The following is a 26,099-nucleotide window of genomic DNA, read 5'->3' as shown; positions in this document are numbered from 1 at the left end:
GGAATGCCGCGCTCCGCGCGGCTGAATTCCGGCTCCGCCGGAATTACCGGACAACTCCGTTGTCCGGGGCTCGAATTGCTCCGCAATTCGGCCTGAACGGAATTCGCTCCGCAAATTCCTTGAGCTGGCTGCGGGGTGGGGTGCACGCCTCTTCTGCTTTCCCAGGAATTTGACAGACCATCATAAACACACTCTCGGGAGCTCTCTTTTCTCCCGCCACCCTCTTGCATTAAGAACTCCACCTTCTCGCAGGGGAGTTGAGGGAGCAAGCCCTCTGAGAAGCACGGGCGTGGCTTCTTCCTCGCTCCGATTTCGGAATTTATCTCGGCTCCACAGGATTTCATGTGGAGCCTAGATAAATCAATCACTCAGGTTGTACTGTTCCAATTTCAGACACAGGGACGGCTCGCGTGGGCTTCGTACTCACTCGACCATGTACCACTTGTGCCATTTGCCATCGCTGAATATCGAAACCCAAATATGGCCCCCGACCCAGACACGAACATACCGCCCGTTACTGGTGCGGCCAATATTCAGGGTGTCATCGGCGCGCCCGTTGTTCGGCATTTCAACCCATCGTCCGGCGTTCTTCCAGTCGTGCCAGATAGTGCGATCAGGGGCGATGCCGAAGTATTCGTCTGTCGTTCCGTTGTTGTCCCAGTCGGCGGGCAGCACATGGGAGCCGCACTTGAACTTGCCGGTGTGGCCCCAAGGCGACTTCCAGGTCCAGTAGTTGGTGCATGCCTCGGCGCTGTGTGCCTTGTCCTCTCCGGCCTGAATCCTGCTTGCCGTCGGTCGCGTCCCGGTGTCCACCCTGGACGGGGCGGCATGGGCGGCCTGGCTGGCTAGGAGCAGGCTGGCGACAGCTGATGCTCCTGCCGCCACCTTCATCATTGGCTTCATCTGCGGGCTCTCCTCTCGTCTCGATCGGGATTGTGCGTCTATGGCGTTACCTTCACCGCCGGCGCTGCAGCAGACGAAGGGGACGAGGCGCCTGACGCGGGCGCATGGACGCCCAGGAGGGCTAGTCCTCCAGCGGCTGCGAGGCCAACTGTTTGGCGCCTACGTATGGTTGTCCCCCTATGTGGTGGCTGTCTGAGGCAGCGTTCTTGGTCGGGGGAGAAAATAGCGATGCGTGTGATTCTGAGTCATCCCACGCAAGGTTGGTCTCTACGTAAACTTTGGTGGTAGTTTCACGAATCGCTACAACTCTTGCGGTAGGGGATTTGGCTGAAAGTAGCCTCAGTCTGACTCGATGCGCCCGCACATTCGCTGATGCTATATGCGGCAGACTCGGCCATGACCTGCCTTTTCGCATTGCGATCATGTGGCTCATTCGACGGATACTCAGCGGCCTGAATCGGTTGAACGCGACTGCCAATGTAACGCTCAGGTTGACCTGGCTAATGCGCTAGTTGGATCTGAATGTCAAACCACTGGTTGACGTGTGGATGGGCCCAACCTCGTAGCGTCCTACCTCGACCACACAGCTCACCTACACACAGGGGAGAACGCGTGCGCACCATCCACAATGCAGGGCTTGCAGCAGCGGGCGTATCGGTTGTCGTGGGCCTGTTGCTGGCTGCTCCGCCCGCTAACGCTGCTTCGACCGCGCACAATTCCGAAGCGAAGCAGCCGGTGTTCAGCACAATTCAAGTCGGGACGGCCGGGCAAGCGGGAGTGTCCGGAGCACGAGACTGCAAGGTGACGTCTCCGTGGAATCACGTCGGCTATCTCAAGTGCGGCTCCCATGCCCAGGCTGCTGACTGGGACGGAAACGGCACAGTCGACGAAGTGTTCGGTGTGACCGGCGACCGCCGCATCTGGCACGACTGGAAGAACGCCGGCAAGTGGGTTGAGATGCCGAACTCAGGGCGTGCCGATGACACCTACGACTGGGGGTGGAGCAACAACGGCACCCGGCGGGCCATCGACGTCAAGGTTGGCAGTTCCCAGGTATGGCGGTCGGAGTTCTACGACAGCAACTGGCATGCCTGGCGCAGGATTCGATGAGCAGCGGCGTCTGACTACCCGGCCTGTCCCGGGGGCGTGTCCGATGGGTTGCGTATCCCGTCGGACACGCCCTTGGCACGGCTACCGGTCAGCCTGGGTGCCCCTTTGGCGGGACTCTCCCCAAGGGGGGCCGCTGCTGTGTGCGGAACAGCCGCAGCCCTCGGTGGCCAAGTGGGGCTTAGCCCGCTGTACCGGGGGTCTCGCCCATGCGCGCGAAGGCTGTCGGTGTATGCGGCTCTCTCCCCTGCCCGGTACGCGCGAACGTCCTCGGTTGCTTGGCCACCGCATGGCCAGGGCCAGCCGATAGCCAGCCAGCCTCAGGACAAGGCCGGCGGTCCAGGGTGGGGCGCAGCGACGCCCGTAGAGCGCCTTTGACGGACCGTTATGTCCCGCCCCTGAGAAGTCAGTCAGGTGGCCCCGGCTCTCCGGCCTACGCACGACCACCTTCAGGTTGGGGACGTATCGCTGAAACGCCGGCACCGTGCATGGGAATTCAGCCCTCCGCGTTGTATGCCGACGCGTACGGCACGCTGCTCGTCGACGGCGAACACCCGGCTGCCGATCGCCTTGTGGGAGGGACGCGATGCCGAATCGCTCGCGGCCTGGCTGCGCGAGCACTTGGGCGTTCGCACCGTGTGCCGGGACAGCTCGCTGGTCTCCCTGACCTTGTGTGGGGCACAGGTCGTTTACGGGTTGGCGGGGCAGGAGTTGTGCCCAATGGTGGTCAGTGCTGAGGCGCCCTGCACCTGGAGCGTGCCCGCGTACGACAGTTGACCCTGCGCGCCGACCAGCTCACGGCCGCCGAGCACGCCCACCACCAGCTGCTGCTCGATCCTGCCGACGACAAGGCCCACCGCCTCGAAGCCGTCGCCGATTCCGCCCGCGCCCGCTTCGGCCCGCACATCATCCGGCCCGCCGCCACCGCACCGCTCAGGTCCTGACTCGCCGGTGGGTCCTGCTGGATACGCTCGCATCCATGACGATCATGTGGGCATCACAGTGAGCCAGTACTTCGGTGTGGGGGATGACACCCTGTGGAACCCGTCCAACACGGTGGCCCGGCTGTTCCTTCGGCAGGCAGCGGTGTTCGAGGCGGAGCTGGGTCTGCCCTCTGGGATCGGGCCGATGGACAACGACGAGTGCGACATCGACCCTGACGTCCTGGGCAAGTTTGCCCGCGCCTTGCTCGCGCACTACCGCCGCACCCATCACCCCGTCCTCGCGGTGCTCTGCGAAGGGTTCCTCGCCACGCTGCTGGTTCTCGCCGAGCGCGCAGGCATCGACGTGTCCGGGACCGCAGCCGGCAAGGACGATGCGTCGGTCCCCGGGGACCCCGGGGACCCCGGCGCCGCGGCGCACCGGTTGCGCACCATGATGGAGGCAGTGGGCCCGGCGATGGCGCGGTGAGAATCTGCCGCGCGATGGTGGGTTCGTGGTGTCTACGACGCCCGCGCGGTCGGCTTCTGCCCGCGCTGTGCCTGCCGGATGCGCTCAACCAGTGTCCGGGCCGTGGAGTTGAGGAGCTTGGGGGCAGGGGCCGGCGTGGTGTCGGTGTTCAGGTACACCAGGGCCCCGGCCGTGCCCCAAGCCGACACTTCAGACGGTGGAGCAACTGATGGACCTCCGAGGCACGTTGCGCCGATTCCAGAAGCAGCGGACAGGTACCACGTCCCCCGACAGCACAGCCGCAGCACAGTCAGCAGCGGTCCGGGCCGCATTGATGGCACTCAACAACTCAGGGACGCTCTTCCACGTACGTCACGCCACTCCGGGCGAGACAGCGGACCTCGTAGCGGACTGCCAGGTCCGGCAGATGAGCATCACCCTCAGAACCCGGATGCGCTTGATACCGGACAAGCGCGAGGTACGGGCCCTGGAGGAACGATGGGAAGGCCGCGCGGAAGACAACGCACGTCGGCAGTACGGGCGCGGGCATGCACCTGCGGTGTTTCGCTGGCGCGAGACTCAAGAAGGGCTCGACGGCGGCAGCCACAAGGTATGGCTCACGTTCGACACACGGAAAGAGATGACAGATCCCCTGCGGAATGCAGTTCGCAGCGCCGGATGGACCTGGCGAGGAGTACTCAAGCTCTGATCAGAACCCGTCGCGCGAGGATCATGACACGCGCCACCAAAGCCTGCCGCGCGGATGCGCAACTACACGGTCATCGCCCCCAACACGCCACTCTGACTCCGTCAACAGCCCGGGAGCCACTGGCGCGATGAACCTCGCTGACACCAAGAGACAGTCCCAGAACATTGTGGAGCGGCACCGCGCCAACATGCCGTTGGACGCCACGGCCCGCGCAGCCGCCCTGGCCGAGCTGACGAAGACCTACCGGCACGCCATGCGGCAGATCGACCGGTTCACCGCTGAACAGCGCGGACGGCGGCCCGGCTTCCGGCCGATCAACACACGACACGGCCTGATTGACAAGCTCAACAAGCTCTATGAAACCGCCGAAACGGAGCTGGGACTCGACTGACGCACCGCGTCGCAATACAAGAAGTCCTCCGGCTGGGTTGTGTCGGAGAAGACCAGGCAGGTGCGGGGCACTATGGCCGAGCGGCTATGGCAGAGATTCCGGCCGTTTGCGGGCGATGAGTTCCATCTCAGGAAGCGTGCCCGAGAACTCCCCGGCCAGCACACGGCCCAGTTCATTCTTGGCCTCGGTCAGGCCGGTGCCGAGTTCGGCCCGCAGAACACGCATGATCTCGATGCTCTTTCCCTGGGACGGGGAAGTCACCCGCAATCTCGCCGCACCGGGCTGGGAGAGCAGCCGATCGCGAAGGTGAGACGGCGCTGTGTCGTTGCACACCGCCATCGCGAACCCGCAAGCCGAGCAGCTGACTTCCACATCCCACCGCAGGGAGCTGCCCACCAGGGCCTGGACGCCGCAGCACTCCAGGTGGGCACCGCAGTCCTGGCGCACCGCCGAGCACATGATGGACTCCACTACTACTGCCTGCCCCATCCCCACCTCCAACACAGCGAGGCTAATCGACAAGCTGAAGGGAGTCGTACAGGGACCGCTCGTCGTCACATTCGTCGGTGCCGGTCATCCCGTGGGGGTGAGCCGTCGGGTAGCTCGGCCGCCCGCTCACCCGAGGCCGCAAGCGGCGAAGAGGGCGCGGAGCCTGGGCGGCCTGCCATGGCTTCTCTGGACGTGCTGTGGCCCGCGCAGGCCCGGCTCATGGGTGGCCGCGCCCACCTCGCCAATGTCGGCCGCTCGCCCCTCAGTTTGGCCTGCGTCAGGCCGCTTTGCGGGCGGGAGAGTTCTTCGCGCAGCGTTCCGCGATCGCCTGCTCGGCCAGTACGTCGGAGTCCTCACCGGTATCGATCTGGTCTGTGCGGGGCTCGAGGCAGTTGATGCCGCCCGAGTGCGTCGACTGCTGGGCCCAGGTGACGACACGGCCCTTGGCCGTGGTCTTACCGCAGGTGTAGCGGTAGTCGGCTGTCACGGTGTGGTGGCCGACGTAGGCCGCCGACTGGGCCTTGCCGTCGAATTCGTTCTGCCACAGAACGGCGGGCGCACTCGTCGTGCGTGTGCCGGGCCTCGCCAGGTGCTTCCAGGACAGCTCCTTCTCGAGTGAGGCGAGCACGTCCTTGGTCGAGGGTCCCGTCTTGCTGGTGCCGGAGACCTTGGCCGTCAGGGTGTGGACGGGCTTGGTGTCCTGCTTGACGGTGCCGCCCTTCGCGCCGACCTTCACCAGCGGAGAGAGGGCTGTCAGGGACCAGTCCTTGCCGATGGCCACCCACTCAATGCGTGCGGAGGGGCAGCTGCCGGCCGAGTCCTGCTCCGGCTTCCCGCCGCCGGGCGACGAGCACGCCGCCGCCCCCACGATCACCGTCGCCGTCACGCCCGCGATCCACATCCGTCGCATCGAAGTACCCCCGTGAATGATCAATTTTGCTGGTCATGAGCATGTTGACCACGAAGACGGGGTGCTACACGCGAGTTGAGCAACTTCTGAGGCAACCGCCACGGTGGGAAGAGGCCCGGAAGACAAGCGTCAAGAAGGGCCTGTCTGCCGGTGGATTGGGGCCATGGCATCGGATTGCCCGGTCGGCCGTTGGATCAGCAGGCCACGGATGATTCCGGCCTCGGCGTAGCCGCGCGGCACGGGCAGAGCATTCAGGCACTGTCAGGCGGCAGGGCAATGTTCAGCAAGGAGGCGGGCAGATAGCCGGACTCGACCTTCAGGTCCCAGCCGTGTGCCTGCCCGGCGGATCTTGCTTGTACACGCGTGAAGGATGGGGCTGGGCGAAAACAAGATGCGCCGGGCAAGGCGACGTCGACAGGATGACCGGCGTGCCTGAAACACCGAGTAACGCCGTCCCGGCCCCTGCCGTCCTTGATGCCTTCGGGGTGAAGGGTTCTGCTGTCCCGCTGGTTGGTGGGCAGGGACGAAGCGTTCTCGTTGGCGAGTATGTATTCAAGCCCGCAGAGGGCCCTGGCGACGAGGTCGAGTGGGCGACTTCCTTGTTCGAGAAGCTAGCGTCAGGCGGTGGCTTCCGGGTTCCGCGACCGCTGCGGGCCGCCGACGGGCGAAGCATCGTGGACGGCTGGACCGCCAGTGAGTTCGTTACCGGTCAATCTGGGCCGCAGGGACACTGGGCCGGCGTGCTGAGCGCCGGCCGAGCCTTCCACGCCGCTCTGCGGCAAGTGCCCCGGCCCGACTTCCTTGATCGGCATGTGCATCCCTGGGCTGTTGCCGACCGAGTGGCGTGGGGCGAGCAGAACGTCGACGTGATTGACGACCTCGCCGCACCGTTTTCGACCTTGCTGGAGCTGAGGCGCCCAGTGAAACAGGACGCAGCTCAGCTCATCCACGGCGATCTCACGGGCAATGTCCTGTTCGCTGCGGATCAAGTGCCTACGGTTATCGACTTCTCCCCGTATTGGCGGCCGTCGGTGTTCGCCGAGGCCATCGTGATTGCGGACGGCCTGTTGTGGTTCGACCTTGCGTCTGACTTGCTGACGGTCGGCAGCGATCATCCTGACTGGCCGCAGATGCTGGTCCGTGCACTGATCTTCAGACTCGTCGCGCATAGCGAGAACGCAGGGCCGGCGGAGCGGGCCCAGTTGGGGGAGCCGGACCGGTACGCAAGGGCAGCCGACGCGGTGGTGAGGAAGTTGGCGACCTTCTAGGACGCGCCTGAACAGCGCATCAGGGCCGGAGCCAGAGTCTGATCGAGGCGAGGGTGACGGTGCCGCGGAAGACGTAGGCACGGTTGCCGAACCTCGTGGCCACGGCCCGGGAGTTGTTCAGGGCGTTGATCGTTCGCTCAACTTCGTTCCTGCGCTTGTAGATCGTCTTGTCGAAGCCGGCGGGCCGACCACCCCTGCTCCCCCGTCTCCATCGGCACCTGCGGCCGCTCGTTCAGTACCCCCTGCATCGACGAACACGCCTGCGTCCGCTGCCCGATGCTCTGACCCCACCCCGCCCAACGCGGCCGCTTGGTGGAGATCCGCGACAACCTGCACGCCCACATCGCGGAGGCCAAGCGCGAGGGCTGGCTCGGCGAGGTAGAACGACTCCGGGTTAGCCGCGCTGACACTGACGACAAACTCGCACAAATGACTCTACGATCGCAGTCCTGCGCGACAACCGATCTTGGAATCTCAACGCTACGCTCGCAGCCATGAGCGACAGCGCAATCATCATCGCGGAGCTGTCGGCCTCCGTCGAGGAAGCTTCCGCGCGGGCGGCGGCCGCGACCAACTGGCTTCTCGACCAGCGGATCATCCAACCCAATGAGCGGCATGATCTCCTCTGGCGGCCAGGTCAGTACATCCCTGGCCCCGCCACCACAGCAGCTCTCCGCGACACCCACGTCAGCAACGGCCTCGTCGGCGACGGCATCGACATCCTCGACCAACGCCAAGTCCACGACCCTGGCGGCAACTACACCCCGCCCACCTGCCCGAACTGTCCCACGCAACTCGACGGAGACGCACACATCACGCTCGTCCAGCACTGGCTTGACCAAACGGAACCGTTGGTGACCTGCGAAAACTGCGCTACTTCCGCCCTACTGGGCGACTGGACCGGCCAGTGGGCCATTCACGTCGCCAGCGTCGCGGTGCGCTTCAGCAACTGGCCGCCACTCGGCGACGCCTTTCTCCTCGGGCTCTCCGATCATCTGGGCCCGCGATGCCGTCTGATCCAACAGCGAATCTGAGGCGTCTGAAGCCTGGGCACCGCGCCGGCGGCGTGCTCGACTACGCCACACCCCGCACCCTGAGCCCGGAGTACACCTGGCCGCGCTCATGCTCACCCTGCGGGCCGCACGCGCCGGAACCGGCAACATCACCGGCCAGGACATGACCGGCTGGCTCCAAGACGACGCCGAGCACGTACTCGTCGCCGACGGCTGGCTGATCCAGCCCGCCACCACCGCCGAGCTAATGGCCTCCCAGCCCGTGCACCACCGCCCGACCACACTTGGCGAACCCGCTTCCCCCTTGCGACCATCGCGTCAGGTTCACAGGACGCTGACAAACAGCCCCCTCGTCTCAACGCCACGGACTGCACACCCACGCGAAGAGACCACGAACCTGCAGCGGCACCGCGCGGCAACGCGGACCGCCCCGTGAAGGGGCCGACCACCGTCGGCCCCTTCACACATCCGCTGCCCACATCGAGATCGACGGTGGGCACGGCCAGAGCGGGAAGGCGAACAGCGCGGCCGAGGACATGACGCGCAGGGCCTCCGGCAGCCCGCTGGCCATGGTCATCACTCAAGCCCAGACCGTATATTCCAGCGCATGAGCCAACAGCCGCCTGCACACAACGAGTTCAACGGAACCATCGAGGGCAACCTCGTGCAGGCGAACACCATCGGCAGCAGCCACGCGCCGTCCGAACCGGCCAACCCACCCGGAGCCCAAGCCGACGAAGCACAGGCGGCAGGCGAGCCGTCCGTACGCAACATCGCGAACGGACACTTCAGGGGCGACGTCATACAGGCTGACACCATCCACGGCCTGAACCTCTCCAGCCCGCCTGGAAACGCCCGACCGGCCGCCGAAGAACCGCAAGACACGGCCGATGAGCCCCGCTTCCGCCGCTACCTGCGCAAGCTCCGCCGCAACCACGGCTAGAACCCGGTGCCCCACGCTCGCTCACCCTCACCCTCCAGACCGTCCTCGTCCTGGTCCTCGGACTCCATCGTGGAGAAAGGGGCTCATGGCCGACCGCTACGAACTGGAGACAGCCGTGAAGAAGACCATCCGGCACCCGGGGCCGCGGGCCCCGACCGCTGCCTGACCCACGTGCCGGGGGCACCTGGACGCCTGGGCGCCACCCGTGATCCGCGCGGCCGGCGTCGTCCCCTCAAACGGGCGGGCGCCGCGTGCCGCCGCCGCTTCCATTCAGCGGGATCAGCGTCTCCAGATGCGCGCCCTTGACCCAGGAGCCCAGCAGGTCGCGGTGCAGGGCCACGATGTTCTGGCGTACCGCCAGGCCGAGCGCGGCTTTCGTGAACGTGCGGCACGTGGTGACGAACAGGGCAACGTCCGCGCCGTGCTCGGGGCGGGCGGTGCCGACGAACTTCTGCATGTCCTGTGAGGACACGCTGCGCTCGGGCGCGTACTTCTTGACCTGCACCACCAGCTTGCGGCCGTCGGAGAAGTATCCGACGACGTCGGCGCCCAGGTCGCCGCTCCTGCCGCTGACAACGACGTCTCGACAGCCGTCCCGGCGGCACAGATCGGCGACGTAGCGCTCGAAGTCCTGCCACGTCAGCGCGTCGACCTCGGCCATCGACAGCTCCCGCGCCTTCGCCACCTCCTGCACCCTCCACTGCCGGTCCTCGTCGACCGCGGACCGGTGCGCACGCAGCAGGCCCCAGCCGATCCCGCCCACCACCACGGTGACGAGCACCACCGTCAGCACGGGCCACACCGTCGCCCAGTTCCCGGCCACCCACACCGCGGCGAGGGCCACCGCCACGATGCCCCACCCCTGCACCTGTCGGCGGGTCCCCTTCCGCAGCCGCCGGCGCCGTCGCGCCGCCATCAGCCCCCACTCTCCCGTGCCCGTGAACCGCAGTGTGAAAGGGCTGCCCGGCCTGGGCAAGAGGGTCTGCCCCGCACCGGCCACCGTCGTACTCATCACCGGTCGAACCGGACCGGGCGGAACGACATGCTCGCGGGCAACGACGCACCGTGGCCATGATCGGCGCAATCAGCGGCCTCATAGGCGCCCTGGGTGGTCTCTGCGGCGGCCTGGCCGCCGTCATCATGGCGTTACGCCCCCCGCCAGACGCAACCTCTGGACTCGCCCTCCGCGCCCGACGCAACGGAGTGACAGCACACCGCCGCACTCGGGCTGTCAGCAGATGGCTGGTGATGTGTAGTGGAGTGTCGTCCCGTGATGTTCTGCAACCCGAGTGGCAGGTGGTGTTCACGGGTAGAGCGCGAGGGATAGACGCACGACGGGACAGCCTCTGGACGCCGCTGATGCCACCTGGGCATGTCGCCATCCGGCTGTCATGAACGGGACATCTGCGCATCCTCGTGATGCGCCGGAAGAAGGGCGACCACGCCATGCATAGATCCGCTACGCGGGGACCGCTCCGGATGAGCCTCGCGCTCGGCGCGGCCGTAGTGTCGACCGTGCTCTGCGCAACGGCGGGTGCGGCCGCGCCCGCGCACGCGAGAGGCGGTGCGGCACGCGGCATTGCCGGGCGGTTGGGCGTCGAACGCGCCTGCCCCGTCGTGTACTTCGACCTGGGCGAGACCCTGGTGCGCACCTCAGACGACGGCAGTACCAGCTACCTTCCCGGCGCGGCCGCCTATCTGCGTGCCCTGCGTGAACGGCACATCAAGGTCGGCCTGATCACCAACGTGCCGCCGTCCTGGGGCGCGACCGACGCCGAGCGTGCCGCCCGGCTGAGGAGCGAGGTCGATGCCACATGGCGGGGCTCGGCGCCCTTCGCCTGGAAGGACTTCGACGACCGGATCCTGACGCCTCGTACGGAAACGGAACGCAAGCCGGCGCCGGTGCTGTGGCAGCGCGCGAAGGGCCTCTCCGGCGGTTGCCGACTCGTCTACCAGGCGGAGACGGCCGAGGAGGTCGATGTCGCGGCCTCGCTCGGCTACTTGGCGTACCAGGTCGACCGGCCCCACCGGCCCGCGCATCTCCCGGTCGGGCTCATCGAGCTCCTCGGCCACCGGGCGCGCTGACGCCTACGTCATCCCCGTCGTCCCCTGCCGGATTCCGCCCCGGGGGCGGCGCGGACGACCTCGTCCTCTGCGTCCTCCGCGTCCTCCGCGTCCTCCGCGTCCTGCGCCGCCATCAGCGGGGAGCCGGAGCCCACAGTCTCCTGACTGCTCTTCACCGAGCCGCTGCGCACGACCAGGTGGAAGCCCCCGAGCAAGATCGCCGTCGCCAGCGCGCTGTGCAGCAGCAGGGCGTCCAGATGTCCGGCGGAGACGTACGCGCCCACGGCGACCGCGGCGAGTGCGCACACGGCGCGGTCCACGATGCTTTCGATCGAGAGGAGTGTCGCGCGCGGGGCGTGTGCGGGCATGGCGTCGTTCACCAGCTTGCGCTGGACCGGGTAGGCGAAGCCTGTCGCGGCGGCGAACAGGCAGAGCAACGCCACCACGGACCACGGTCCGCCGTAGGCCATGCCCGCCAGGCTGCCCGCGAGCACGAGGCTGAGCATGGAGACCCAGGCCACGGGCGTGAGGCGGCGGCTCAGCCACTGCGGGCGGGCCGAGCCCACCGCTTCCGCCACCGTCATCGCGGCAAGGACACCGCCGTGCGATGCCTCCGCAATGCCGTGGCCGAGCAGGATCGGCTGGAAGAGGTTGACCTGGCAGATGCGGGAGAGCGTGAAGACGGCCACGCCCTGGACCATGACCAGGGTCAGCCATCGTGAGGAGGCGACACAGCGCAAGGCCGCGCCCGCATCCCGTAGGAAAGCGCCGCCCCTGCGCCCACCGTCCGACCGGCCCGGCCGGTCGGCCGCCGCCGTCGCGCTGACGCGGTCCGCTCCGCCGAGCCGGGGCAGCGCAATGGCGCAGGCCAGTGAGCCCGCCGCGCTGACGGCGCTGAGCAGGTAGGGGGCCGGGTGCGCGAGCGCCATCAGCGGCCCGACCAACGGCCAGCACACCACCTTCGCCGCAAGGCCCAGGGCGCGTGCCGTGCCCTCCGCCTTCAGGTAGTGCTCATCGCACTGCTCGGCCCGCAGCCCGTCGTACAGATAGGCGCTCGCCGCGCCCGAGGTGAGCGAGCGGCCCGCGGCAATGGCGAGGAAGTGCACGAGAAAGCCGGTGTAGGAGGCGCTGAGCACCGGAGCGAGGTTGGCCGCCGTCATGACCACCGCACCGGCCCGCAGGCAGTTGCGGGCACCGATCCGGTCGGCGATCAGCCCCGTCGGAATCTCGAACAGGCAGAACGCCACGTAATAGATGCTCTGGATCCCGAAGATCTCAGCGTCCGTCAGCCCGGCCGTCTTCTGGTAGGCATAGAACACCGGCATCCACCACAGCAGGTTGAACAGAAGCTGGAAGCCATAGTTGAGCCGGATGATGCGGCGCGCGGTTTCCGTCAAGCCGCCGCCCGCGCCCGTGGCGGGACGGCGCATGCGCGGGCTCACAGCGCGTAGGGACGGATCTGGACCAGCCGGAAGTCACCCTGCTCGGTCATCAGCCACTCGATGTCCAGCGGCTTGTCCACATCTCCCCCGCCGCACCGCGAGCCGCTGAAGTGAGACTGCAGGAGCCGCCCGGTCAGGGACAAGTCCACGAGCCGGGCCCGGGTCGCGGCGGGCAGCGGCTCTCCGAAAGAGCCCAGGGCGACCGTACGGCCTCCGCCCTCCACCGTGTTGTACAGGTACTGCTGCGGCAGCACCGAGCCGTCCACCACCTGCTCCGGTGAACCCGGCGAGCAGTTGAGGTAGACGTTGCGGAAGTCCTCGCCGCGCGTCGGGTTGCAGGTGACCAGCACGCCGCCGAGGGAGGCGGGCACGTACTCCTGGATGATCACGCCCATGTATGTGTCGTCGAGGGAGATGCCGACCTGGTGGCGCAGGCGCACGCTGCGGGGCGAGAGCAGGGAGGCCCACACCTGGCGTACGGCATCCAGGAGTTCGTCGGTGTCGTGGACGGTGGTGACGGAGTCGTAGAGGCCCGCGGCGGAGAACCCGGGCAGGTCCTCGGCGTTGGAGGAGGAGCGCACCACCAGACGGCTGCCCGGGGCCGCGGCGGCGGGGAATGCGTGACTGATCTGCCGGGTGACGGACTCAGGGAGGGGCGTGTTCCGGATGAGGTGCTGGAGCTGCAGACAGAGCGCGTCCAGGACGTCGGTGGCGTCGAGTTCCAGGGCCATCTTGAGCTTGCCGATGCCCTGCTGGAGGGGAGCGCAGGAGGCGAGGAATTTCTGCTGCAGTGCGAAGGGGAGCGCCACGCCCGCCGGGGCGCTGACCGTCGAAGCCACGAACCGGGCCGCGGCGGCGCGCAGTTCGTCGGTGGCGGGCTCCTCCAGGCCCAGCCGTGCCGCGAGATGCCCGCAGAGGTTGTTACGTGGCGGGCGCGGCTGCCGGTAGAAGGCGGTCAAGTCGGCCGTGCGGCTATCGAGCACGTGGTGCAGCTCGCCGAGGTTGGCCGCCTTGGTGCCGTACCGGTCCCGGTCGGTGCCGCGGAGCCGGTGCAGGGCCAGGACGGGGGTGTCCTCCAGCAGGGGCGGTTCGAGACGGATGCGCTGCTGGTGCCAGGACGGGGTCTCAAGGACCGGTTCGTCATCCAGGCGTTTCAGGGAGATCTCGTCCTCGCACACCCGGTAGCGGACCCACGCCCCCTCCAGCGCGTCGCGCTCGACGAGTTGCGCCAGATCGCACACGATCGCGTTGGGTATCCCCCACCCGGAGGCCAGGACGTTCGTGTGGGAAAGCGGTGTGATCGGCGCGGTGTTGAGGAATCCGGCCACCCTCGGCACATCGTCCGGCAGACAGGGCATGGCGACGATGTCCCTCCAGCCGAGCCCGGCCTGGGCCGCCGCGTACTCCTCGTGCGTACGGAAGAACCGCAGCCGCCCGACGGCCTCGCCGGCGTTCAGCGGGGTCCTGGTCCTGGTGCCGAAGAGTTCGTGGCTCAGGATGCGCGGCACGCGCTGCTCGCTGATCGACGCGAGTTGCTCCTCCTGCCCGTGGTTGGCGGGCTTGAGCAGCAGCGGCAGCCGGCCGTCGACCCGCAGGCGTAGATACTCGTAGAACCAGGCCAGGAGGTCACCGTGCATGGTGTCGGCCTCGGTGGTCTCAAGGACGAGGAAGGGGCGTTCGCGGCCCTCGGCGTCCTGCTCGGCGTGCAGGGACAGCACGCCAAGGAGGAAGCGGCGTTCGGGGTCGGTGTAGACGGAGGCGTTGAACGCGTCCAGTTCGGCGTCCAGGGCGCTGAGTTCCATGCCCAGGACTCGGGTGGCGATGTAGTTGACGTGGAAGGAGTGGGCGGCGGTGTCCAGCAGATGCCAGGTGTCCTCGGAGCGGTCGACGACGACCTTGAGGTACTGGTGGCCCGCCAGGACGCCCGAGAGGGTGCGGAAGAGCGGCAGGGAGAGGTTCTCGCCGACGACGGTGCGGTCCGTGGCCGGTTCGGGTGCGCCGGTGAGCAGTTGGGCGGTCATCGGGAAACCTCCTCGGGCTGCGCGGCGGGCAGGACCCGGGGCAGGGCGTCCACCAGGGTCTCGAAGTCGCGGAGCACGGTGCGCGGGTCGGTGGCGGAGAGCAGGCACAGGGCCGCCATGGTGTTGGCGCCGGCGGCCGGGTCGTAGACCGGGACGGTGCTGCCGTCGGTGAGGGAGCTCTCGGCGACGACCGACAGACGGCTGCCCCGGCTCAGCGGCACGCGGTCCGCTACCACGGGGAAGTCCCATGCCTTGCGGCCGGGCCATGCCTCGCCCGCGCTGTCGACCGCGAGGACGACGAGCGAGCCTGCCGCCCCGCGCGCCTGCGCCGGGGTGAGGGCGCGCTCGGGCCAGTGGACCGAACGGCCCAGGAGATGGTCGACGAGCATGCCGATCAGGTCGAGGCCGAAGACCTCCTCGATCTGCGGCACCGTCATCGCGCCACCGAACCGGGCTGCCGTCTCGATCAGCCACATCCGGCCGTCCGCCCCGAGCTTGATCTCGGTGTGGGTGCCGCAGTCGCGCAAGCCGAGCGCGTCGACGGACTCCCGGGCCAGGGCCACGATCCGGCTCTGCACGTCCGGGGTCAGCTGGGCGGGGGTGATGCCCGCCCGCTCCGTGAACGGTGCGACGGTGGGCATCCGGCCGCTGACGCAGACCGGGTGGAAAACACCCCGCGCCACGGCGCCCTCGACGCTGACGTAGTCGCCCCAGCCCGCATCGTCGAACCATTCCGACGCGGTGCCGGTGACGATCTGCTCAACGACGAAGTCCGCATCCGCCTCGGCCACATGCAGCTCCGCATAGCCCAACTGGGCCGATTCGGCCATCACCTCGCGCGAACGGCACCAGGCGGCGGACACCTCGCGCGGGCAGCGGATGATCTGATGCGCGGTGGAACCCGCACTCCAGGCCGCCTTGAGGAGGAGCGGGAAGGGCAGGCGGGTGGCCGCCTCATGCAGGTCGGCCTCCGTGGTGACGGGCCTGAACTCGGGCTGGGGCAGGCCGTGTTCTTGCCAGGTGCGCCGCATCAGGCGCTTGTCACGGGCCAGCGCGGCGGCGCCGCCCACGCCCGGCAGGCCGAGCGCCTGGCACGCCTCCGCGACGGCGACGACCGCGTACTCGGAGAAGGTGAGCACCGCGTCCGCGCCAACCGCCTTCGCCCGCGTGACGATCAGGGACACCAGGTCGACGCGTTGCGCGGCGGCGGGTGTCACCACCGAGGCGCACAGCGTGCGGGCGTCACCTGCCACGGCGGGAGGAAGAGCGCTGAGCGCCAAGAGGTGCACCTGCGCCTTCGCGGCCGTCCTGGACAGGACGTGACCGAGCGGCGGACCACCCTTGGCATGCACTAACAGCACCTTGCTCACTGCGGTTCGTCTCCGTTTCATCCAGTTGGTATGTGTCGCGTACGAACCGGTGCCACGCGCCGAACGCGCACAGACACCGGGGAGATGGAGCGGGGCGTGTTCACCCGCACTTCCAAGGGGAACAGGCGCCGGACACCTGTGAGGCCATCCCGGAGGCCCGGCGTTCAGGCAAATGCCTGAGTCGGCCCCACGGCACGCGTCGCGAACACGTACGGCCCGCCCACGAACTCCCTTGCTTGCGGAGCCACTTCGGCCGAGAACCGAGCATGCGCGAGCAGAGGACGGGATACGCATCGCGTGGTGACTGTGCGTCAACCACACGTATACAGACGGAGAAACAGCTGTGGACGATTCCAGCCTCAAGGCTCTGCTCGAGGAACTTCCCGTGTTCTGGTGGGAGGCCGACCAGCCCTGGCAGGTGCGGGAGAAGGGCGGCGGAGCCTTCGCCGACACCGGTACGGCACAGCGCTTCCTGGACCGGATCCGCCAGCACGTCGCGGATCCGGGGCATCCGCCGCGGGACGGCCGCTGGCTGGCCCGGTTCGACGGCCGGACCTTCAACGTGAGCTGTCCGAGGGACGCCACCCGCGCGCACCGCCCAACCCGCGGCCTGGCCGTGGAGGTCGCCACCCACCCCCAAGCCCCGCGCCGGTACGCCGCCTTCGCCGACCTCGCCGACCTCGCCCCGGCGGCCGCATTCATCCGGGACCGGCACGGACGCTACCTCTGGGCCAACCACGCCTACGCACACCTGTACGGCACCACAGCCCAGGAGCTCACCGGCCGGTGTATCGAGGACTTCGACGCCCCTACGGAGGCCGTCCACTTCCGCGCACTCGACCAGGAGATCCTGACCCGGGGCACGCCCGTGCGCCACACCCTTCACTACCGCCGACCGGACGGCAGCGCGGGCCACGCCATCGGCCACCGCTTCCCCGTCCGGGAGAATGGGCAGACCTGCGTCGCGGGAATCTACGTGGACATCACCGACCACCTCCGGGCCATGGCCCAGCGCCAAGAGGCCGAGGAGCACCTGCAGGCGCTGCGCGACCACACCGGCCTGCCCTGCGCACTCCTCTCGGCCTGCGGTCGTGTGGTCGAGGCGAGCGCAGCGGCCGCCGAGCTGTTCGGCCTCGCCCTGCCCGACCTGGTCGGCCGCCGGGCGCACACGCTGCTTGCGCCCACTCCCGACCTGGACCGGCTGCACCGCAGATGGCGGGGGCTCATAGCCCGGCGCACCAGACGGGTCGAGACCCACGTGACCCTCGACGGTACGCAGGGGCTACAGCGCCGCGCTCGGCTCCACCTGACGACAGTGGGCCATTCCGCCGACCGGGCCCGGCACGTCTGGGCCGTCGTCACGCACCAGAGCCTCGCCCACGAGGCCCACCCGTCCCTGACCGCCGCGCAGATCCGTATCCTCACCCTCTTGGCGCAGGGCAGCAGCAACAGCGACATCGCCACCTCACTGAAGCTGTCCCGGCAGACGATCGACTACCACCTGGGCCGCCTGCGCGACCTCCTGGACGCCGCCACCCGCCCCTCCCTCGTCGCACGCGCCTACGTCCTCGGCATCCTCTCCCCCGCCGCCTGGCCCCCGCGCTCGGCCACGGCGGGGCATCCGATGAGCACGGTCTGACGTCCGGAGATTTCAACCCACGCCGCTCGCGCCGGCGATCGCCGCGCTGCAGCCGTCCGCGACGGTCGCGGCCACGCCCCGACCCGACCCGCAGCGCACAGGTCTCGCCCGTGGCCAACCCCGCCGGGCATGCCGCCGAGTTCGTCGATTCCTGGCTGCGGCGCAGCAGCCAGGACCCGGGCAGCCCGGCGCGGTTGCCTTCATGAGTCCCGAACGCCATCCACCACATGTTCAGGTCCCCTGGCGGATGAGCTCGTCCGGGGCAGTAGCGGTCCTGGGGGTGGGAGCGAGCATCGCCAACGCCTGCGTGGCAGCAGGGCGTTTGTCTGGGTCCCTTTCCAGCAGTCCGGTGATCAACCGGGTCAGTCGGCCTGCGCGGCGCGGAGGGCGGGGAGGCTCAGTCAGAGCGGCGGTGGGGTTGCCCGGCGGGAACGGGAGAACTCCTTCGACGGCCTCGTAGAGGGTCACCCCGAGCGAGAAGAGATCAGCCCGTCCGTCGGCCTCTAGCCCTTGTAGTCGCTCGGGTGCCATGTATCCCGGCGAGCCGATGACCATGCCGGTGGCCGTCAGGCTCGCATCCGTTCGGCCCACGGCGATACCGAAGTCCGCGAGCAGCACCTTGCCATCCGGAGTGAGCAACACGTCCCTGGAGCCGGATGTCGTCCTGATGGACATTCGAATGCCCCGCTCCGACGGCCTGACCGCCACGGAGCGCCTCACCCGCTCGCCCCGCCCACCGCACGTCGTCGTGCTGACCACCTTCGACCTGGACAAATACGTCCAGACAGCACTACGTCACGGGGCCGTCGGTTTCCTGCTGAAGGACGCCACCGCGGATGACATGATCGCTGCGGTGCGCAGCGCGGCCCGCGGCGACGCGATGCTCTCCCCCGAAGGTGACCCGCCGCCTCATCCGCCGCTTCACGGAGGACGACGGCCCCTCCGCCGAGCGGCGGCGCCTTCGGTCCGAGGCCCGCAGCCGCCTGGAGGCCCTGACCGAAAAGGAGCGCGAGGTCCTGATCGCTCTGAGCGGCGGCCTCTCCAACACGGGTATCGCCGAGGCCCTGCACGCGACCGAGGCCACCGCAAAGACCCACATCAGCCGGATCCTGTCGAAGCTCTCCCTCACCAACCGCGTCCAGGCGGCGATCCTGGCGCACCATGCGGGGCTCGTGGACTGAGGCATGTCCGGCGGATCAGCTCAGACGTAGGTCGATCCAGGAGACGGTGTCGCCCTCGCGCAGCAGATAGCGTTCGAGCTCGACGAAGCCGTGCTGTTCGGCGCAGCGCAGCCCGTCTGGGTTGGACGCGAGCACAACGGTCTCGATCACCTGAGCGTCCAGCGCACGGGCCTGGCCCAGGGTGCGTTCGTAGAGTCGGGTGCCGAGCCCGTGGCGGCGGTGCTCGGGCAGAACACGGGCGATGACCGTCGCCGTGGCGCCGTTGTCCTTGGTGGGCGGGCGCACGGTGGTGCAGCCGATCAGGACGTCGCCGAGGTAGGCGACCTCCATGTGGTTGCGGTTGGCGCGGGCGGGCATGGACGTCGTCGAGCGACAGCACGTCGCCGGGGACGACCCGTGGGGCATCGAATTCAACCAGCCTCAGCAGACCCGCGAGCATGACTCAAATGCGGTTTCTGAATCAACCAGTCTCCTTGTTGCGGGTGTTAGGGGCTTTTGGTGCACAGGTCGGACAGTGCAGGAGTGAACAGAGATTCCGAAACTTCGGCGGACATGAACCAGAGCGAGCCGTGTCGGCCAGCCTTTCCCAAGGGCGGTGAATATCTGCTGCCTCTTCGCAGGAAAGCCACGCTGGCCGAAGCCCTCGATCGTTGCGCCTCCAAAGTCCCCGTCGTCGCGTGCGATACCTGCGACCGCCTCAGCCCCCGGGGCCTTTCCCTTTCGCACCCGATCCGCCCGTCATATTTTCGAGGCAAGTTCCGGTCATTGCCTCTCTGTGCTCTTGACGGTTCCCTGGGCAGGCATGGAGTATTGGCACTCACCAGTGGATTGCACTGGCCGATGGGGGACTGCTCGCGCACCAAAGGAGCACCAGCGGAGTTCACTCCGCCATTTATCGCGCCGCTGAGCGGCGCCAGCCGGATTCGCCAAGGGGGCATTGTGACGTCTTCCGACATTGAAGTCGAACAGAAACAAAGGGTCGCTGATTCACTCCAGTTCATCGAGGGTCTCGAGCTCGAACTTCCGGAAATGAGCTATTTTCCCGCAGGCATGGCGCTGCAGGCGGAAGAAGAGTCGGCGGCGGTTGTCGCGGGATCCATCGTCGCTTTCACCGACGGCCTCAACGGCCAGCAGAAGTCCGATGTCCTCAACTCGACGCTGCTCGCGCAGCTCGCGGCGAACAAAAAGTTCGACAGGGAGAAGGACACCGCCAGGTGGTACGGCTTCTACCGGTCAGTGCTCGAGCAGGTCGGCTGGGTCGTGCCGTCCTTCTCGTTCGCCAGGCTCTCGGCGGCCGGCTCCCGGTTCACCGTGGACCGGGCCGCCATCGCGCTGCTCCAGGCCATCGCCACGGGCCGCGAAGTCGCTGTGGCGAAGGCCGCCATCGCGGCGCTGAACGCCCTGACGGACAGGGACCGTCGCGTGGTGCTCTTCGAGAGCAGCTCGCACAGCGCGAATCTGGGCAACTTCCAGATCGCGGCGTGCGGCGTCTCAGCCGGCGACACCGTTGTGATGAAGATCGGCGCGTTCCACTTCCAGACCAACGAACGCGTCACGCGCGTGCTGTTCTTCAGCTTCCCGCGCGCCAGTACGACGATGTACCAGGCCGGGCAGACGCTGGTGCTCAACGAGGACGTGTACGCGCAGGTCCGCGCGGCGGTCATCGCCAAGCTCGGTGACAAGGCCAATCAATTCATCGACGAATTGGAGATCTAGGGCGCCGGACGGATACCCGGAAGCTGACCTCGTGATGGACAAGTCCGAGCAGGAGCGCCTGGCGGCGCTGGATGCAGTGACGGACTGGGACCTGGGGCCTGAACCCGTAGCACCGGGCCCCTTGCTCCCGGTCCCGCGGGGCGGTGCGGGAGCCGCGGTCGACGGTGGCGCTCTAGTCGTCCTCTCGGCCGCGGTTTCCGAAGGGCACAGAAGAGATGTGCTCCATTCCGTTCTCCTGGCTCAGCTGGTGGCCAACAAGAAGTACGACCGACATGCCGACGCGGGGAATTGGTACCGCTCGTACGGGGAAACCCTCGAACGGGTCGGCTGGGTCATCAAGGAACACGAAGGGCTCACCCGATACATTCCCCGTAAATTCCCCTATCGTTTGGGTCCCGCGATCCTGGAACTGCTCGCCCGTATATCCGATGCACCGTCGATGGAACGGGTGACCACGGCGCTGAAGGTTCTTACAGCGCTCCCTGAAGAAGATCCAGCGGCGGAACTCTTCGAAAAGGAGAGCCATGCCGAACGAGCCGGGAATTTCCAGGTTGCCGCCGTAGACGAGACGGACGGTCTTGTAGTCGTGCGGCTCGCCAGATTCCGTTTCCGGGTCGAGGATGAAGCCTCAGAGATCGGGCGGCTGCTGCGTACGGAATTCTATGCCGACGCCGCATTCTTCCGCGGGTCACAGATACTTCATCTCAACGACGAAGTGTACGGGCCGCTGCGCGACGGGATCGCCGCGAAACTGGGGGCCCGCGCCGATGCGTTGATCGTGCCGGTAGGCGGGCTCATCCACTAGTCGCTCCTTGGCTTCCGTTGACCGGTGAACGGAAGATGCGGGAATGCGGCGGCACCCTCCTGGTCGGAGTGCGAACGTTAGAGCTCGTAACAGGATCTTGTGAAGGTGTCCTGGTCGGGCGTGACCGATGTGATGATCTGGCCGTTCGCGTCGTGTGACAACTCGACCGTGGATCGTCGACGACGCCTTGTGGGCGCGGATCGAACCGCTGCTCCCGCCCTGACCCGAGCGGTCACCAGGGCCGAAGCCGGTGGAGGACCGGCTGTGCCTGCAGGGCATCTTCTACGTCCTGCAGGCAGGACATCGCCTGGCAACTCCTGCCGCTGGAGCTGGGGTTCGACTCCGGACAGACATGCTGGCGGCGCTTGGACCGCTGGCAGAAGGCCGGCGTCTTCGAGCAACTGCACCACCTCCTGCTCTCGGAACTGCACGCGGCTGGCAAGCTCGACTGGAGTCGCGCCTGTGTGGACGGCTCCCACATCCACCCCGCTCCACGTCACCACGACCGCCACCAACGTCCACGACATCACCTAGACCCTCCACCCCAGATCGACCGCGCTGCACGCAGTGCTGTCGGTGAGTTGGACTGGTTCAGCCTGTCAGCCGGGCTAGGGCCAGCGCATGCGCGCGCTCGAGGCAGTCGGCAGCAGGGCAAGGGACATCCGGCTGCACACCGACGCCTTCCCAATTCGTTCCGGAGACAGGGTTGATGGCACGGCCCACTGGAATGCTGACTTCCAGGTGCGGATGCACCGTCCAACCGTCTCGCGGGTGCGCGCCGCCGCGGGTGGGCTCGCCGACGACAACGGCGCGGCCGAGTTGCTGCAGGTCGTACGCCAACTCTTCGGCGGCAGAGAACGTTTGGCTGCTGGACAGTACGTACAACGGCTTGCTGCCACCGAAGCGCGCGCCGGGTACGTGCGGCAGGGTCCAGGACTGTTCGGTGCGCTCACGCTCGCCCCAGTACATGGTGTTGAGGTGGGTGCGCTCGTCCAGTAGGTAGCTGCAGATGAAGGCGACCGTATCCGGGTCGCCGCCCAGGTTGGCGCGAAGGTCCACGATCAGTGCCCGGGCTCGGGAGGCCAGGGTGAGCGCGGCGCTCAGCGCTTGGGCGGTCCACTCCAGTGGAAACAGCATCGGTGCCAGCTCCACGACGGCGACCCCTTCGTCGAGCAATTCCACCCGGGGCACACCGCCCAGTGAGGTGTCGAAGTCCCGGCGCATGGCCCCCATGACGGCCGCTCCTTGCTTGGGAGGCACCTGGTCGGCGTGGTACTTCAGGCTCAGGTGCTGGTCGCCGTTGACCGACTGCAGGTCTGTGGTGACCAGCCCGGCCAGCTCCTCGGCTCCGTCGACGTCATAGGCGCCTTCGGCAAGGCGTCGTTGCAGCAGGCCGGCGAGCTGCCCGGCTATTTCAGGGAAAGCGTAGTGCTCCGTCACGAGCCGGGCTGTGTCGTCGATGACACAGGCCGACGCAAGCTTTGTATGAGTCGTCATGGCAGGGAGTAGAGCACCGATCTTGCGAAATCTGCAGAGGACCCGCCTGTTCCACCTAGCGGCACCAACCTCATGAGACCAGCAGACCCGGCGTACTCGGACAAGCCGCACCCATCAACACCCTACCCAATCGCCCCAGATCAGCGCGCTGCGCGCAATTCTTCCTGCTATCGAAGGACAGTTGAGCGCTGGCTTTGTCCATGAGTACGGGCTCTGGTCCACTTCTTGTGGCGCGGCTCCTGATCGTGCCCGAGCGGTCCCAGGGCCTCCGTGATCCGTTGGACTTCGTGGCGCCACTGAGCGGCGTCGGCACTGTCCACCCAGCCGGTCAGCATTTCTGATCCGTCTTGGAGCACACGCTGCAGAGCGAGCACGGCTGCTGTACGGAGAGCCGACGGCAGCTGCGGCAGAGGTTCTCTGGGGCCGTCATCAGGGTCGATCACAATCCCGCTGCCCGGGATTGTGCTGGCAACGAGAGCCGCAGCGGCCACCGCTTCGGTGCCGTCGCCGCTATCCACGTGTGCTCCGGAACCCGTGACTCGCTGGAGTGCTTGCTCGAGCACTTTGATGACCTTCTGGGGGGTTAGTCCCTCGAGTTCATCGACGAAGTCGGCAGCGAGGTCGCTGTCGAATGGACCTGTTCCCCACGTTCCCATGCACGGCTCCTGGTATCGCTCTCGCGGACGAAGCCAGCATTTCAGCAGCCACTGACAACGCTCACGTGGCCAAGAGGACTCGTTTACGGAGGAGTTCGAATCCTGCCCGGCCGAACATTTGACGCTTGAGCATCTTGATCCGGTTGACGTGGCCTTCGACGACGCCTGAGTTCCACGGCTGTGTGAGGCCGGCGATGACCGCGTCGAGGTCGCGTTCGAGGTGCTGAGCGAACCGGCTGAGGCTGGGCAGATCGGTGGCAGCGCGAGCGGACTCGATCCACTCCGGCAGTCGTTCGCCCTCCAGCTCGGTGACCATGTGGGCGAAGCTGCGGACGTGCTCGGTGAGCACCGTCAGTTCGGGACAGCTGGCCAGGACCGCCTCGAGCTGGAGCCGGTCGCGTTCTGTGAGCGCGTCGGGGTGGGTGAGGATCCAGCGGGCGACGGCGCGGGCCGACGGTGGCCGGGGCCCGATGGGCTGGGGCTCGCCCCGCAGGGTCTTCCTGACGTAGTCGCGGACGCTGCTGTAACCGTGCGGGTAGCCCTGTTCGCTGATCTCCTTCCATAGCTTCCAGGCGTTGGTGCAGCCGTCCCGCCAGCGTTGGTCGAGGTAGGGCTTGAAGGCATCGAGCCTGGTCGCGCGGTTCTGCCACTGGCCGGTGAACAGTTCCTCCGGGGTGCTGGCGCGGGAGAAGCGCACGATGGTGTTGAGGCCCGTGCCGAGCTGCCGGGCCACGGACCGTTTGCTGTGTCCGGCGGCCAGGAGTGCGTGAACGGTCGCGTGCTTGGCACGGGTTCGTTCGGCGAACCGGTGGCCCGTCGGCCAGGGTGACGACACCGTCGGCTCCGCTTCCTCTTGCGGTTCGTCCGGCGGCGCGGGCATGGGGCGCAGGCAGCCGCGGTGCCGGTAGACGCACTTCTCGGCGGCTTCGCCCAGGTTGTGCCACAGGTGCCACCGGTCGGCAATCTGGAGGGCTTGTGGGGCGCCCCGGGTCGCGCCGTCGGCGAAGAAGGGAGCACGGTCGCGGCGGATGATCTCGATGCCGGGTCGCTCGGCGAGCCAGGCCGCGAGCGTGTCCGCCTCCCGGTCCGGCAGGAGGTCGATGGGGCGTCGTGTTTCGACGTCGACGAGCACGGCCCCGTAGATACGGCCCTTGCGCTGGGCGTACTCGTCCACTCCGATGACGCGGGGCGCGGCGACGGGCGGCTCTGGGAGGGAAGTGACCAGTCTCAGCAGGGTGTTCCGGCTGACCGGCGTTTCGAAGGTATCCGTCATCCGGGCCCCGGCCCGGCCCGCGAGCGCGAGACCGACCGAGACGAGTATCGATCGCAACCGTTCCGTTCGTCGGCCGAAGCGGCGGGTGAGCCCCGGCACCTGCTCGACGAAGGTCCTGCGTGGGCAAGACTCCTCTGCGCAGACGAACCGCCGCACTCTCAACGCCACCACAACGAACTTGCCTGCTGCTGGGAGATCCTGAGGAAACCGCAGGTAGGAACCGTGTATTCGTCCTGACTGGCACCCGCACCCCGGGCAAGCCGCCTGTGGGACCGTGCTCTGGGCCCCGACCCGGACGACCGTGTCGGTCACCTCGACCGACTTCACCAACACGTTCTCCCGTGAGGAGAACAGCAACTCTTCGAGTTGCGGCCGTACTTCGTTCACGGAGCAGCCCTGTCGGCCACTCGGCACACCGGCCGGGCGATTTTCGGGCTTTCTCAGCCAGCGGCCCGAGGAGATCGACAGTCACGCTACGCACGCGACCACACCAAGTGGGCCAGAGCCTGAGTTCCGGCAACGGGTGGGCGGGCCGGTGCCGGCAATGTTGATGAGTTTCAGCAACACCGTGGGACGTCATGCCTTGCTGGCGGCCTACTTGCGAACGCGCCCCCTCACTCGGGTCGACGGACGGGCAGTCCTGCCCGAGCACGCCAGTACTCCGCGTCCCGAGGATCGGCCAGCCACCCGGTCACACGCTCGGTGCCGGATTGGAAGGCACTGACCATTGAGGTCTCGTCGTCGACGACAACTCTGACAGCGTCGATGTCATGGGTGGCGTGCTCGGTGTCGCACCAGCAGGCCACGTTGACTGCCGCATCGACGGCGAGTTGACCTTGCTCCGTCCATACGACCTGGAGTAGGAACTCCAGCTGGTCAATTCCGTCCCCATGCTCAATAACATTCAAGCCAAGGATGATGGGTGTCCCCGACTCCGGGCCCCGGAAGACCACGTGCTGCAGTTCCCATTCCCACTCTGTTCTCTCTCCACGTGCTCGAGCCCCGTCAACGGCACGGGCCGCATGCTGCAGGGACTGCACGTCAGTGGACGACAAGGCAGGGAAGAGGGTGGTCAAAGGGACGTTGTCGAAGGTGCCTCGACGCATGGGGCATGGGCCGATCATCTGTGCTCCCCGGCTCAGGCCGCAAGGCGCTTCTTTCCTCTGTCAGGTGCCAGCTGGCTGCCCGGCCTCGCCGCGGGTGTGGGCAAGGCGGTAGGAGTCGGTGCCGGTCTCTGTGCGGCGTGTTTCGCCTGGGTGTCACGCGCTGGTGCGCGCCCTGGTGACCACTTCGGCGCTCAGACGGTGACAATC

General features: G+C 67.5%; 27 protein-coding genes and 3 pseudogenes. 15 read left to right on the top strand and 15 right to left on the bottom strand.

Annotated features, from left to right (window positions below; all coding sequences use genetic code 11):
* Nucleotides 1–423: 423 nt before the first annotated feature.
* Nucleotides 424–903, bottom strand: coding sequence for a hypothetical protein (locus ACFWYM_RS39805; RefSeq protein WP_384848833.1), 480 nt, complete (start codon nt 901–903; stop codon nt 424–426).
* Nucleotides 904–1,515: 612 nt separating this feature from the next.
* Here ACFWYM_RS39805 and ACFWYM_RS39800 point away from each other — a divergent pair.
* A complete protein-coding gene (locus ACFWYM_RS39800) occupies nt 1,516–2,013 on the top strand; it encodes a hypothetical protein (protein WP_384848830.1) in 498 nt (165 codons plus the stop codon).
* A gap of 686 nt (nt 2,014–2,699) precedes the next feature.
* On the opposite strand, the gene ACFWYM_RS39795 is transcribed toward ACFWYM_RS39800, so the two are convergent.
* A complete protein-coding gene (locus ACFWYM_RS39795; protein WP_384848827.1) occupies nt 2,700–2,987 on the bottom strand; it encodes a hypothetical protein in 288 nt (95 codons plus the stop codon).
* Between the two features lie 13 nt (nt 2,988–3,000).
* Here ACFWYM_RS39795 and ACFWYM_RS39790 point away from each other — a divergent pair, with 13 nt between their 5' ends.
* From ACFWYM_RS39790 to ACFWYM_RS39780, 3 genes are all read left to right on the top strand, one after another.
* Nucleotides 3,001–3,420 (top strand): DUF6086 family protein, encoded by a 420-nt coding sequence (locus ACFWYM_RS39790; RefSeq protein ID WP_384848824.1) that lies wholly within the window; start codon nt 3,001–3,003, stop codon nt 3,418–3,420.
* A 406-nt stretch (nt 3,421–3,826) separates the two neighbouring features.
* Nucleotides 3,827–4,108 carry a hypothetical protein gene (locus ACFWYM_RS39785; RefSeq protein WP_384848820.1) on the top strand — a complete coding sequence of 94 codons (282 nt, stop codon included), beginning with the start codon at nt 3,827–3,829 and terminating at the stop codon, nt 4,106–4,108.
* Nucleotides 4,109–4,235: 127 nt separating this feature from the next.
* Nucleotides 4,236–4,499 carry a hypothetical protein gene (locus tag ACFWYM_RS39780; RefSeq protein ID WP_384848817.1) on the top strand — a complete coding sequence of 88 codons (264 nt, stop codon included), beginning with the start codon at nt 4,236–4,238 and terminating at the stop codon, nt 4,497–4,499.
* A gap of 84 nt (nt 4,500–4,583) precedes the next feature.
* Here the strand turns inward: ACFWYM_RS39780 and ACFWYM_RS39775 are convergent, their stop codons facing one another.
* Both ACFWYM_RS39775 and ACFWYM_RS39770 read right to left on the bottom strand, forming a co-directional pair.
* Nucleotides 4,584–4,958 (bottom strand): hypothetical protein, encoded by a 375-nt coding sequence (locus ACFWYM_RS39775; RefSeq protein ID WP_384848814.1) that lies wholly within the window; start codon nt 4,956–4,958, stop codon nt 4,584–4,586.
* Between the two features lie 307 nt (nt 4,959–5,265).
* A complete protein-coding gene (locus ACFWYM_RS39770) occupies nt 5,266–5,769 on the bottom strand; it encodes a hypothetical protein (protein ID WP_384848811.1) in 504 nt (167 codons plus the stop codon).
* Between ACFWYM_RS39770 and ACFWYM_RS39765 the strand changes: the two genes are divergently transcribed.
* Complete coding sequence (locus ACFWYM_RS39765; protein WP_384848808.1) at nt 5,762–5,914, top strand: hypothetical protein; 153 nt, start codon at nt 5,762–5,764, stop codon at nt 5,912–5,914. The two genes, ACFWYM_RS39770 and ACFWYM_RS39765, sit on opposite strands and share 8 nt — an antisense overlap.
* 403 nt (nt 5,915–6,317) lie before the next feature.
* Nucleotides 6,318–7,166: an aminoglycoside phosphotransferase gene (locus ACFWYM_RS39760; RefSeq protein ID WP_384848805.1), complete on the top strand. Its 849-nt coding sequence runs from the start codon at nt 6,318–6,320 to the stop codon at nt 7,164–7,166.
* A 19-nt stretch (nt 7,167–7,185) separates the two neighbouring features.
* Here ACFWYM_RS39760 and ACFWYM_RS39755 read toward each other — a convergent pair.
* Nucleotides 7,186–7,389, bottom strand: a pseudogene (locus tag ACFWYM_RS39755) (IS5/IS1182 family transposase); the annotation flags it as partial.
* Nucleotides 7,390–7,660: 271 nt separating this feature from the next.
* On the opposite strand from ACFWYM_RS39755, the gene ACFWYM_RS39750 reads away from it, so the two are divergent.
* Together ACFWYM_RS39750 and ACFWYM_RS39745 are read left to right on the top strand one after the other, a co-directional pair.
* Entirely contained in the window at nt 7,661–8,200 is a 540-nt protein-coding gene (locus ACFWYM_RS39750; protein WP_384848802.1) for a hypothetical protein, read from the top strand.
* A gap of 586 nt (nt 8,201–8,786) precedes the next feature.
* The gene (locus ACFWYM_RS39745) at nt 8,787–9,122 is read left to right on the top strand and encodes a hypothetical protein (RefSeq protein WP_384848799.1); all 336 of its coding nucleotides are present in this window, start codon (nt 8,787–8,789) and stop codon (nt 9,120–9,122) included.
* Between the two features lie 232 nt (nt 9,123–9,354).
* Here ACFWYM_RS39745 and ACFWYM_RS39740 read toward each other — a convergent pair whose 3' ends face one another.
* On the bottom strand, nt 9,355–10,038 hold the full coding sequence (locus ACFWYM_RS39740; RefSeq protein WP_384848797.1) for a restriction endonuclease: 684 nt from the start codon (nt 10,036–10,038) through the stop codon (nt 9,355–9,357).
* Nucleotides 10,039–10,601: 563 nt separating this feature from the next.
* Here ACFWYM_RS39740 and ACFWYM_RS39735 point away from each other — a divergent pair.
* Nucleotides 10,602–11,207, top strand: coding sequence for a hypothetical protein (locus ACFWYM_RS39735; protein ID WP_384848794.1), 606 nt, complete (start codon nt 10,602–10,604; stop codon nt 11,205–11,207).
* Between the two features lie 8 nt (nt 11,208–11,215).
* Here the strand turns inward: ACFWYM_RS39735 and ACFWYM_RS39730 are convergent, their stop codons facing one another.
* The 3 genes from ACFWYM_RS39730 to ACFWYM_RS39720 are packed head-to-tail and all read right to left on the bottom strand — an operon-like array spanning nt 11,216 to nt 16,019.
* A complete protein-coding gene (locus tag ACFWYM_RS39730; RefSeq protein WP_384848791.1) occupies nt 11,216–12,616 on the bottom strand; it encodes an MFS transporter in 1,401 nt (466 codons plus the stop codon).
* Nucleotides 12,617–12,624: 8 nt separating this feature from the next.
* Entirely contained in the window at nt 12,625–14,649 is a 2,025-nt protein-coding gene (locus ACFWYM_RS39725; RefSeq protein WP_384848788.1) for a PEP/pyruvate-binding domain-containing protein, read from the bottom strand.
* On the bottom strand, nt 14,646–16,019 hold the full coding sequence (locus tag ACFWYM_RS39720; RefSeq protein WP_384848786.1) for an acetyl-CoA carboxylase biotin carboxylase subunit family protein: 1,374 nt from the start codon (nt 16,017–16,019) through the stop codon (nt 14,646–14,648). The genes ACFWYM_RS39725 and ACFWYM_RS39720 overlap by 4 nt, the downstream gene beginning before the upstream one ends.
* A 343-nt stretch (nt 16,020–16,362) precedes the next feature.
* Here ACFWYM_RS39720 and ACFWYM_RS39715 point away from each other — a divergent pair, with 343 nt between their 5' ends.
* A complete protein-coding gene (locus tag ACFWYM_RS39715) occupies nt 16,363–17,658 on the top strand; it encodes a PAS domain S-box protein (protein ID WP_384848783.1) in 1,296 nt (431 codons plus the stop codon).
* A 231-nt stretch (nt 17,659–17,889) separates the two neighbouring features.
* Here ACFWYM_RS39715 and ACFWYM_RS39710 read toward each other — a convergent pair whose 3' ends face one another.
* A complete protein-coding gene (locus tag ACFWYM_RS39710) occupies nt 17,890–18,333 on the bottom strand; it encodes a protein kinase (RefSeq protein ID WP_384848780.1) in 444 nt (147 codons plus the stop codon).
* Between ACFWYM_RS39710 and ACFWYM_RS39705 the strand changes: the two are divergent.
* Both ACFWYM_RS39705 and ACFWYM_RS39700 read left to right on the top strand, forming a co-directional pair.
* Nucleotides 18,326–18,457: pseudogene (locus ACFWYM_RS39705) on the top strand (response regulator); the annotation flags it as partial. The gene ACFWYM_RS39710 and the pseudogene ACFWYM_RS39705 sit on opposite strands and share 8 nt — an antisense overlap.
* 97 nt (nt 18,458–18,554) lie before the next feature.
* Nucleotides 18,555–18,839, top strand: coding sequence for a response regulator transcription factor (locus ACFWYM_RS39700; protein ID WP_384848777.1), 285 nt, complete (start codon nt 18,555–18,557; stop codon nt 18,837–18,839).
* 15 nt (nt 18,840–18,854) lie between these two features.
* Here ACFWYM_RS39700 and ACFWYM_RS39695 read toward each other — a convergent pair whose 3' ends face one another.
* Nucleotides 18,855–19,196 carry a GNAT family N-acetyltransferase gene (locus tag ACFWYM_RS39695; RefSeq protein ID WP_384848774.1) on the bottom strand — a complete coding sequence of 114 codons (342 nt, stop codon included), beginning with the start codon at nt 19,194–19,196 and terminating at the stop codon, nt 18,855–18,857.
* 195 nt (nt 19,197–19,391) lie between these two features.
* Here ACFWYM_RS39695 and ACFWYM_RS39690 point away from each other — a divergent pair, with 195 nt between their 5' ends.
* The 3 genes and pseudogenes from ACFWYM_RS39690 to ACFWYM_RS39680 form a co-directional block, all read left to right on the top strand.
* Nucleotides 19,392–20,555 carry a hypothetical protein gene (locus tag ACFWYM_RS39690; RefSeq protein WP_384848771.1) on the top strand — a complete coding sequence of 388 codons (1,164 nt, stop codon included), beginning with the start codon at nt 19,392–19,394 and terminating at the stop codon, nt 20,553–20,555.
* A gap of 31 nt (nt 20,556–20,586) precedes the next feature.
* Nucleotides 20,587–21,360 (top strand): hypothetical protein, encoded by a 774-nt coding sequence (locus ACFWYM_RS39685; RefSeq protein WP_384848768.1) that lies wholly within the window; start codon nt 20,587–20,589, stop codon nt 21,358–21,360.
* Between the two features lie 251 nt (nt 21,361–21,611).
* A pseudogene (locus ACFWYM_RS39680) lies at nt 21,612–22,070 on the top strand (transposase); the annotation flags it as partial.
* Here the strand turns inward: ACFWYM_RS39680 and ACFWYM_RS39675 are convergent.
* The 4 genes from ACFWYM_RS39675 to ACFWYM_RS39660 form a co-directional block, all read right to left on the bottom strand.
* Nucleotides 21,952–22,857: a S41 family peptidase gene (locus tag ACFWYM_RS39675; RefSeq protein ID WP_384848765.1), complete on the bottom strand. Its 906-nt coding sequence runs from the start codon at nt 22,855–22,857 to the stop codon at nt 21,952–21,954. The pseudogene ACFWYM_RS39680 and the gene ACFWYM_RS39675 overlap by 119 nt on opposite strands.
* 167 nt (nt 22,858–23,024) lie before the next feature.
* Nucleotides 23,025–23,513, bottom strand: coding sequence for a DUF4259 domain-containing protein (locus tag ACFWYM_RS39670; protein ID WP_384848762.1), 489 nt, complete (start codon nt 23,511–23,513; stop codon nt 23,025–23,027).
* A gap of 61 nt (nt 23,514–23,574) precedes the next feature.
* The gene (locus tag ACFWYM_RS39665) at nt 23,575–25,098 is read right to left on the bottom strand and encodes an ISL3 family transposase (protein WP_384848839.1); all 1,524 of its coding nucleotides are present in this window, start codon (nt 25,096–25,098) and stop codon (nt 23,575–23,577) included.
* 302 nt (nt 25,099–25,400) lie between these two features.
* A complete protein-coding gene (locus tag ACFWYM_RS39660) occupies nt 25,401–25,694 on the bottom strand; it encodes a hypothetical protein (protein WP_384848759.1) in 294 nt (97 codons plus the stop codon).
* Nucleotides 25,695–26,099 lie beyond the last annotated feature (405 nt).

It is taken from the genome of Streptomyces sp. NPDC059009 (genome assembly GCF_042740175.1).
Lineage (GTDB): Bacteria > Actinomycetota > Actinomycetes > Streptomycetales > Streptomycetaceae > Streptomyces.
The sequence above is the reverse complement of the archived record's forward strand: the minus strand, read 5'-3'. Positions and strand labels throughout refer to the sequence as shown.

Bases quoted from the DNA above. Each gene is read 5' to 3' on its own strand.
- ACFWYM_RS39780 (WP_384848817.1), top strand. From the start codon at position 4,236: ATGAACCTCGCTGACACCAAGAGACAGTCCCAGAACATTGTGGAGCGG.
- ACFWYM_RS39745 (WP_384848799.1), top strand. From the start codon at position 8,787: ATGAGCCAACAGCCGCCTGCACACAACGAGTTCAACGGAACCATCGAG.
- ACFWYM_RS39730 (WP_384848791.1), bottom strand. From the start codon at position 12,616: ATGCGCCGTCCCGCCACGGGCGCGGGCGGCGGCTTGACGGAAACCGCG.
- ACFWYM_RS39775 (WP_384848814.1), bottom strand. From the start codon at position 4,958: ATGTGCTCGGCGGTGCGCCAGGACTGCGGTGCCCACCTGGAGTGCTGC.
- ACFWYM_RS39765 (WP_384848808.1), top strand. From the start codon at position 5,762: ATGGCCACCCACTCAATGCGTGCGGAGGGGCAGCTGCCGGCCGAGTCC.
- ACFWYM_RS39675 (WP_384848765.1), bottom strand. From the start codon at position 22,857: ATGACGACTCATACAAAGCTTGCGTCGGCCTGTGTCATCGACGACACA.
- ACFWYM_RS39725 (WP_384848788.1), bottom strand. From the start codon at position 14,649: ATGACCGCCCAACTGCTCACCGGCGCACCCGAACCGGCCACGGACCGC.
- ACFWYM_RS39785 (WP_384848820.1), top strand. From the start codon at position 3,827: ATGAGCATCACCCTCAGAACCCGGATGCGCTTGATACCGGACAAGCGC.
- ACFWYM_RS39695 (WP_384848774.1), bottom strand. From the start codon at position 19,196: ATGCCCGCCCGCGCCAACCGCAACCACATGGAGGTCGCCTACCTCGGC.
- ACFWYM_RS39750 (WP_384848802.1), top strand. From the start codon at position 7,661: ATGAGCGACAGCGCAATCATCATCGCGGAGCTGTCGGCCTCCGTCGAG.
- ACFWYM_RS39710 (WP_384848780.1), bottom strand. From the start codon at position 18,333: ATGTCCATCAGGACGACATCCGGCTCCAGGGACGTGTTGCTCACTCCG.
- ACFWYM_RS39735 (WP_384848794.1), top strand. From the start codon at position 10,602: ATGAGCCTCGCGCTCGGCGCGGCCGTAGTGTCGACCGTGCTCTGCGCA.
- ACFWYM_RS39690 (WP_384848771.1), top strand. From the start codon at position 19,392: ATGAACCAGAGCGAGCCGTGTCGGCCAGCCTTTCCCAAGGGCGGTGAA.
- ACFWYM_RS39670 (WP_384848762.1), bottom strand. From the start codon at position 23,513: ATGGGAACGTGGGGAACAGGTCCATTCGACAGCGACCTCGCTGCCGAC.
- ACFWYM_RS39805 (WP_384848833.1), bottom strand. From the start codon at position 903: ATGAAGCCAATGATGAAGGTGGCGGCAGGAGCATCAGCTGTCGCCAGC.
- ACFWYM_RS39795 (WP_384848827.1), bottom strand. From the start codon at position 2,987: ATGCGAGCGTATCCAGCAGGACCCACCGGCGAGTCAGGACCTGAGCGG.
- ACFWYM_RS39740 (WP_384848797.1), bottom strand. From the start codon at position 10,038: ATGGCGGCGCGACGGCGCCGGCGGCTGCGGAAGGGGACCCGCCGACAG.
- ACFWYM_RS39760 (WP_384848805.1), top strand. From the start codon at position 6,318: ATGACCGGCGTGCCTGAAACACCGAGTAACGCCGTCCCGGCCCCTGCC.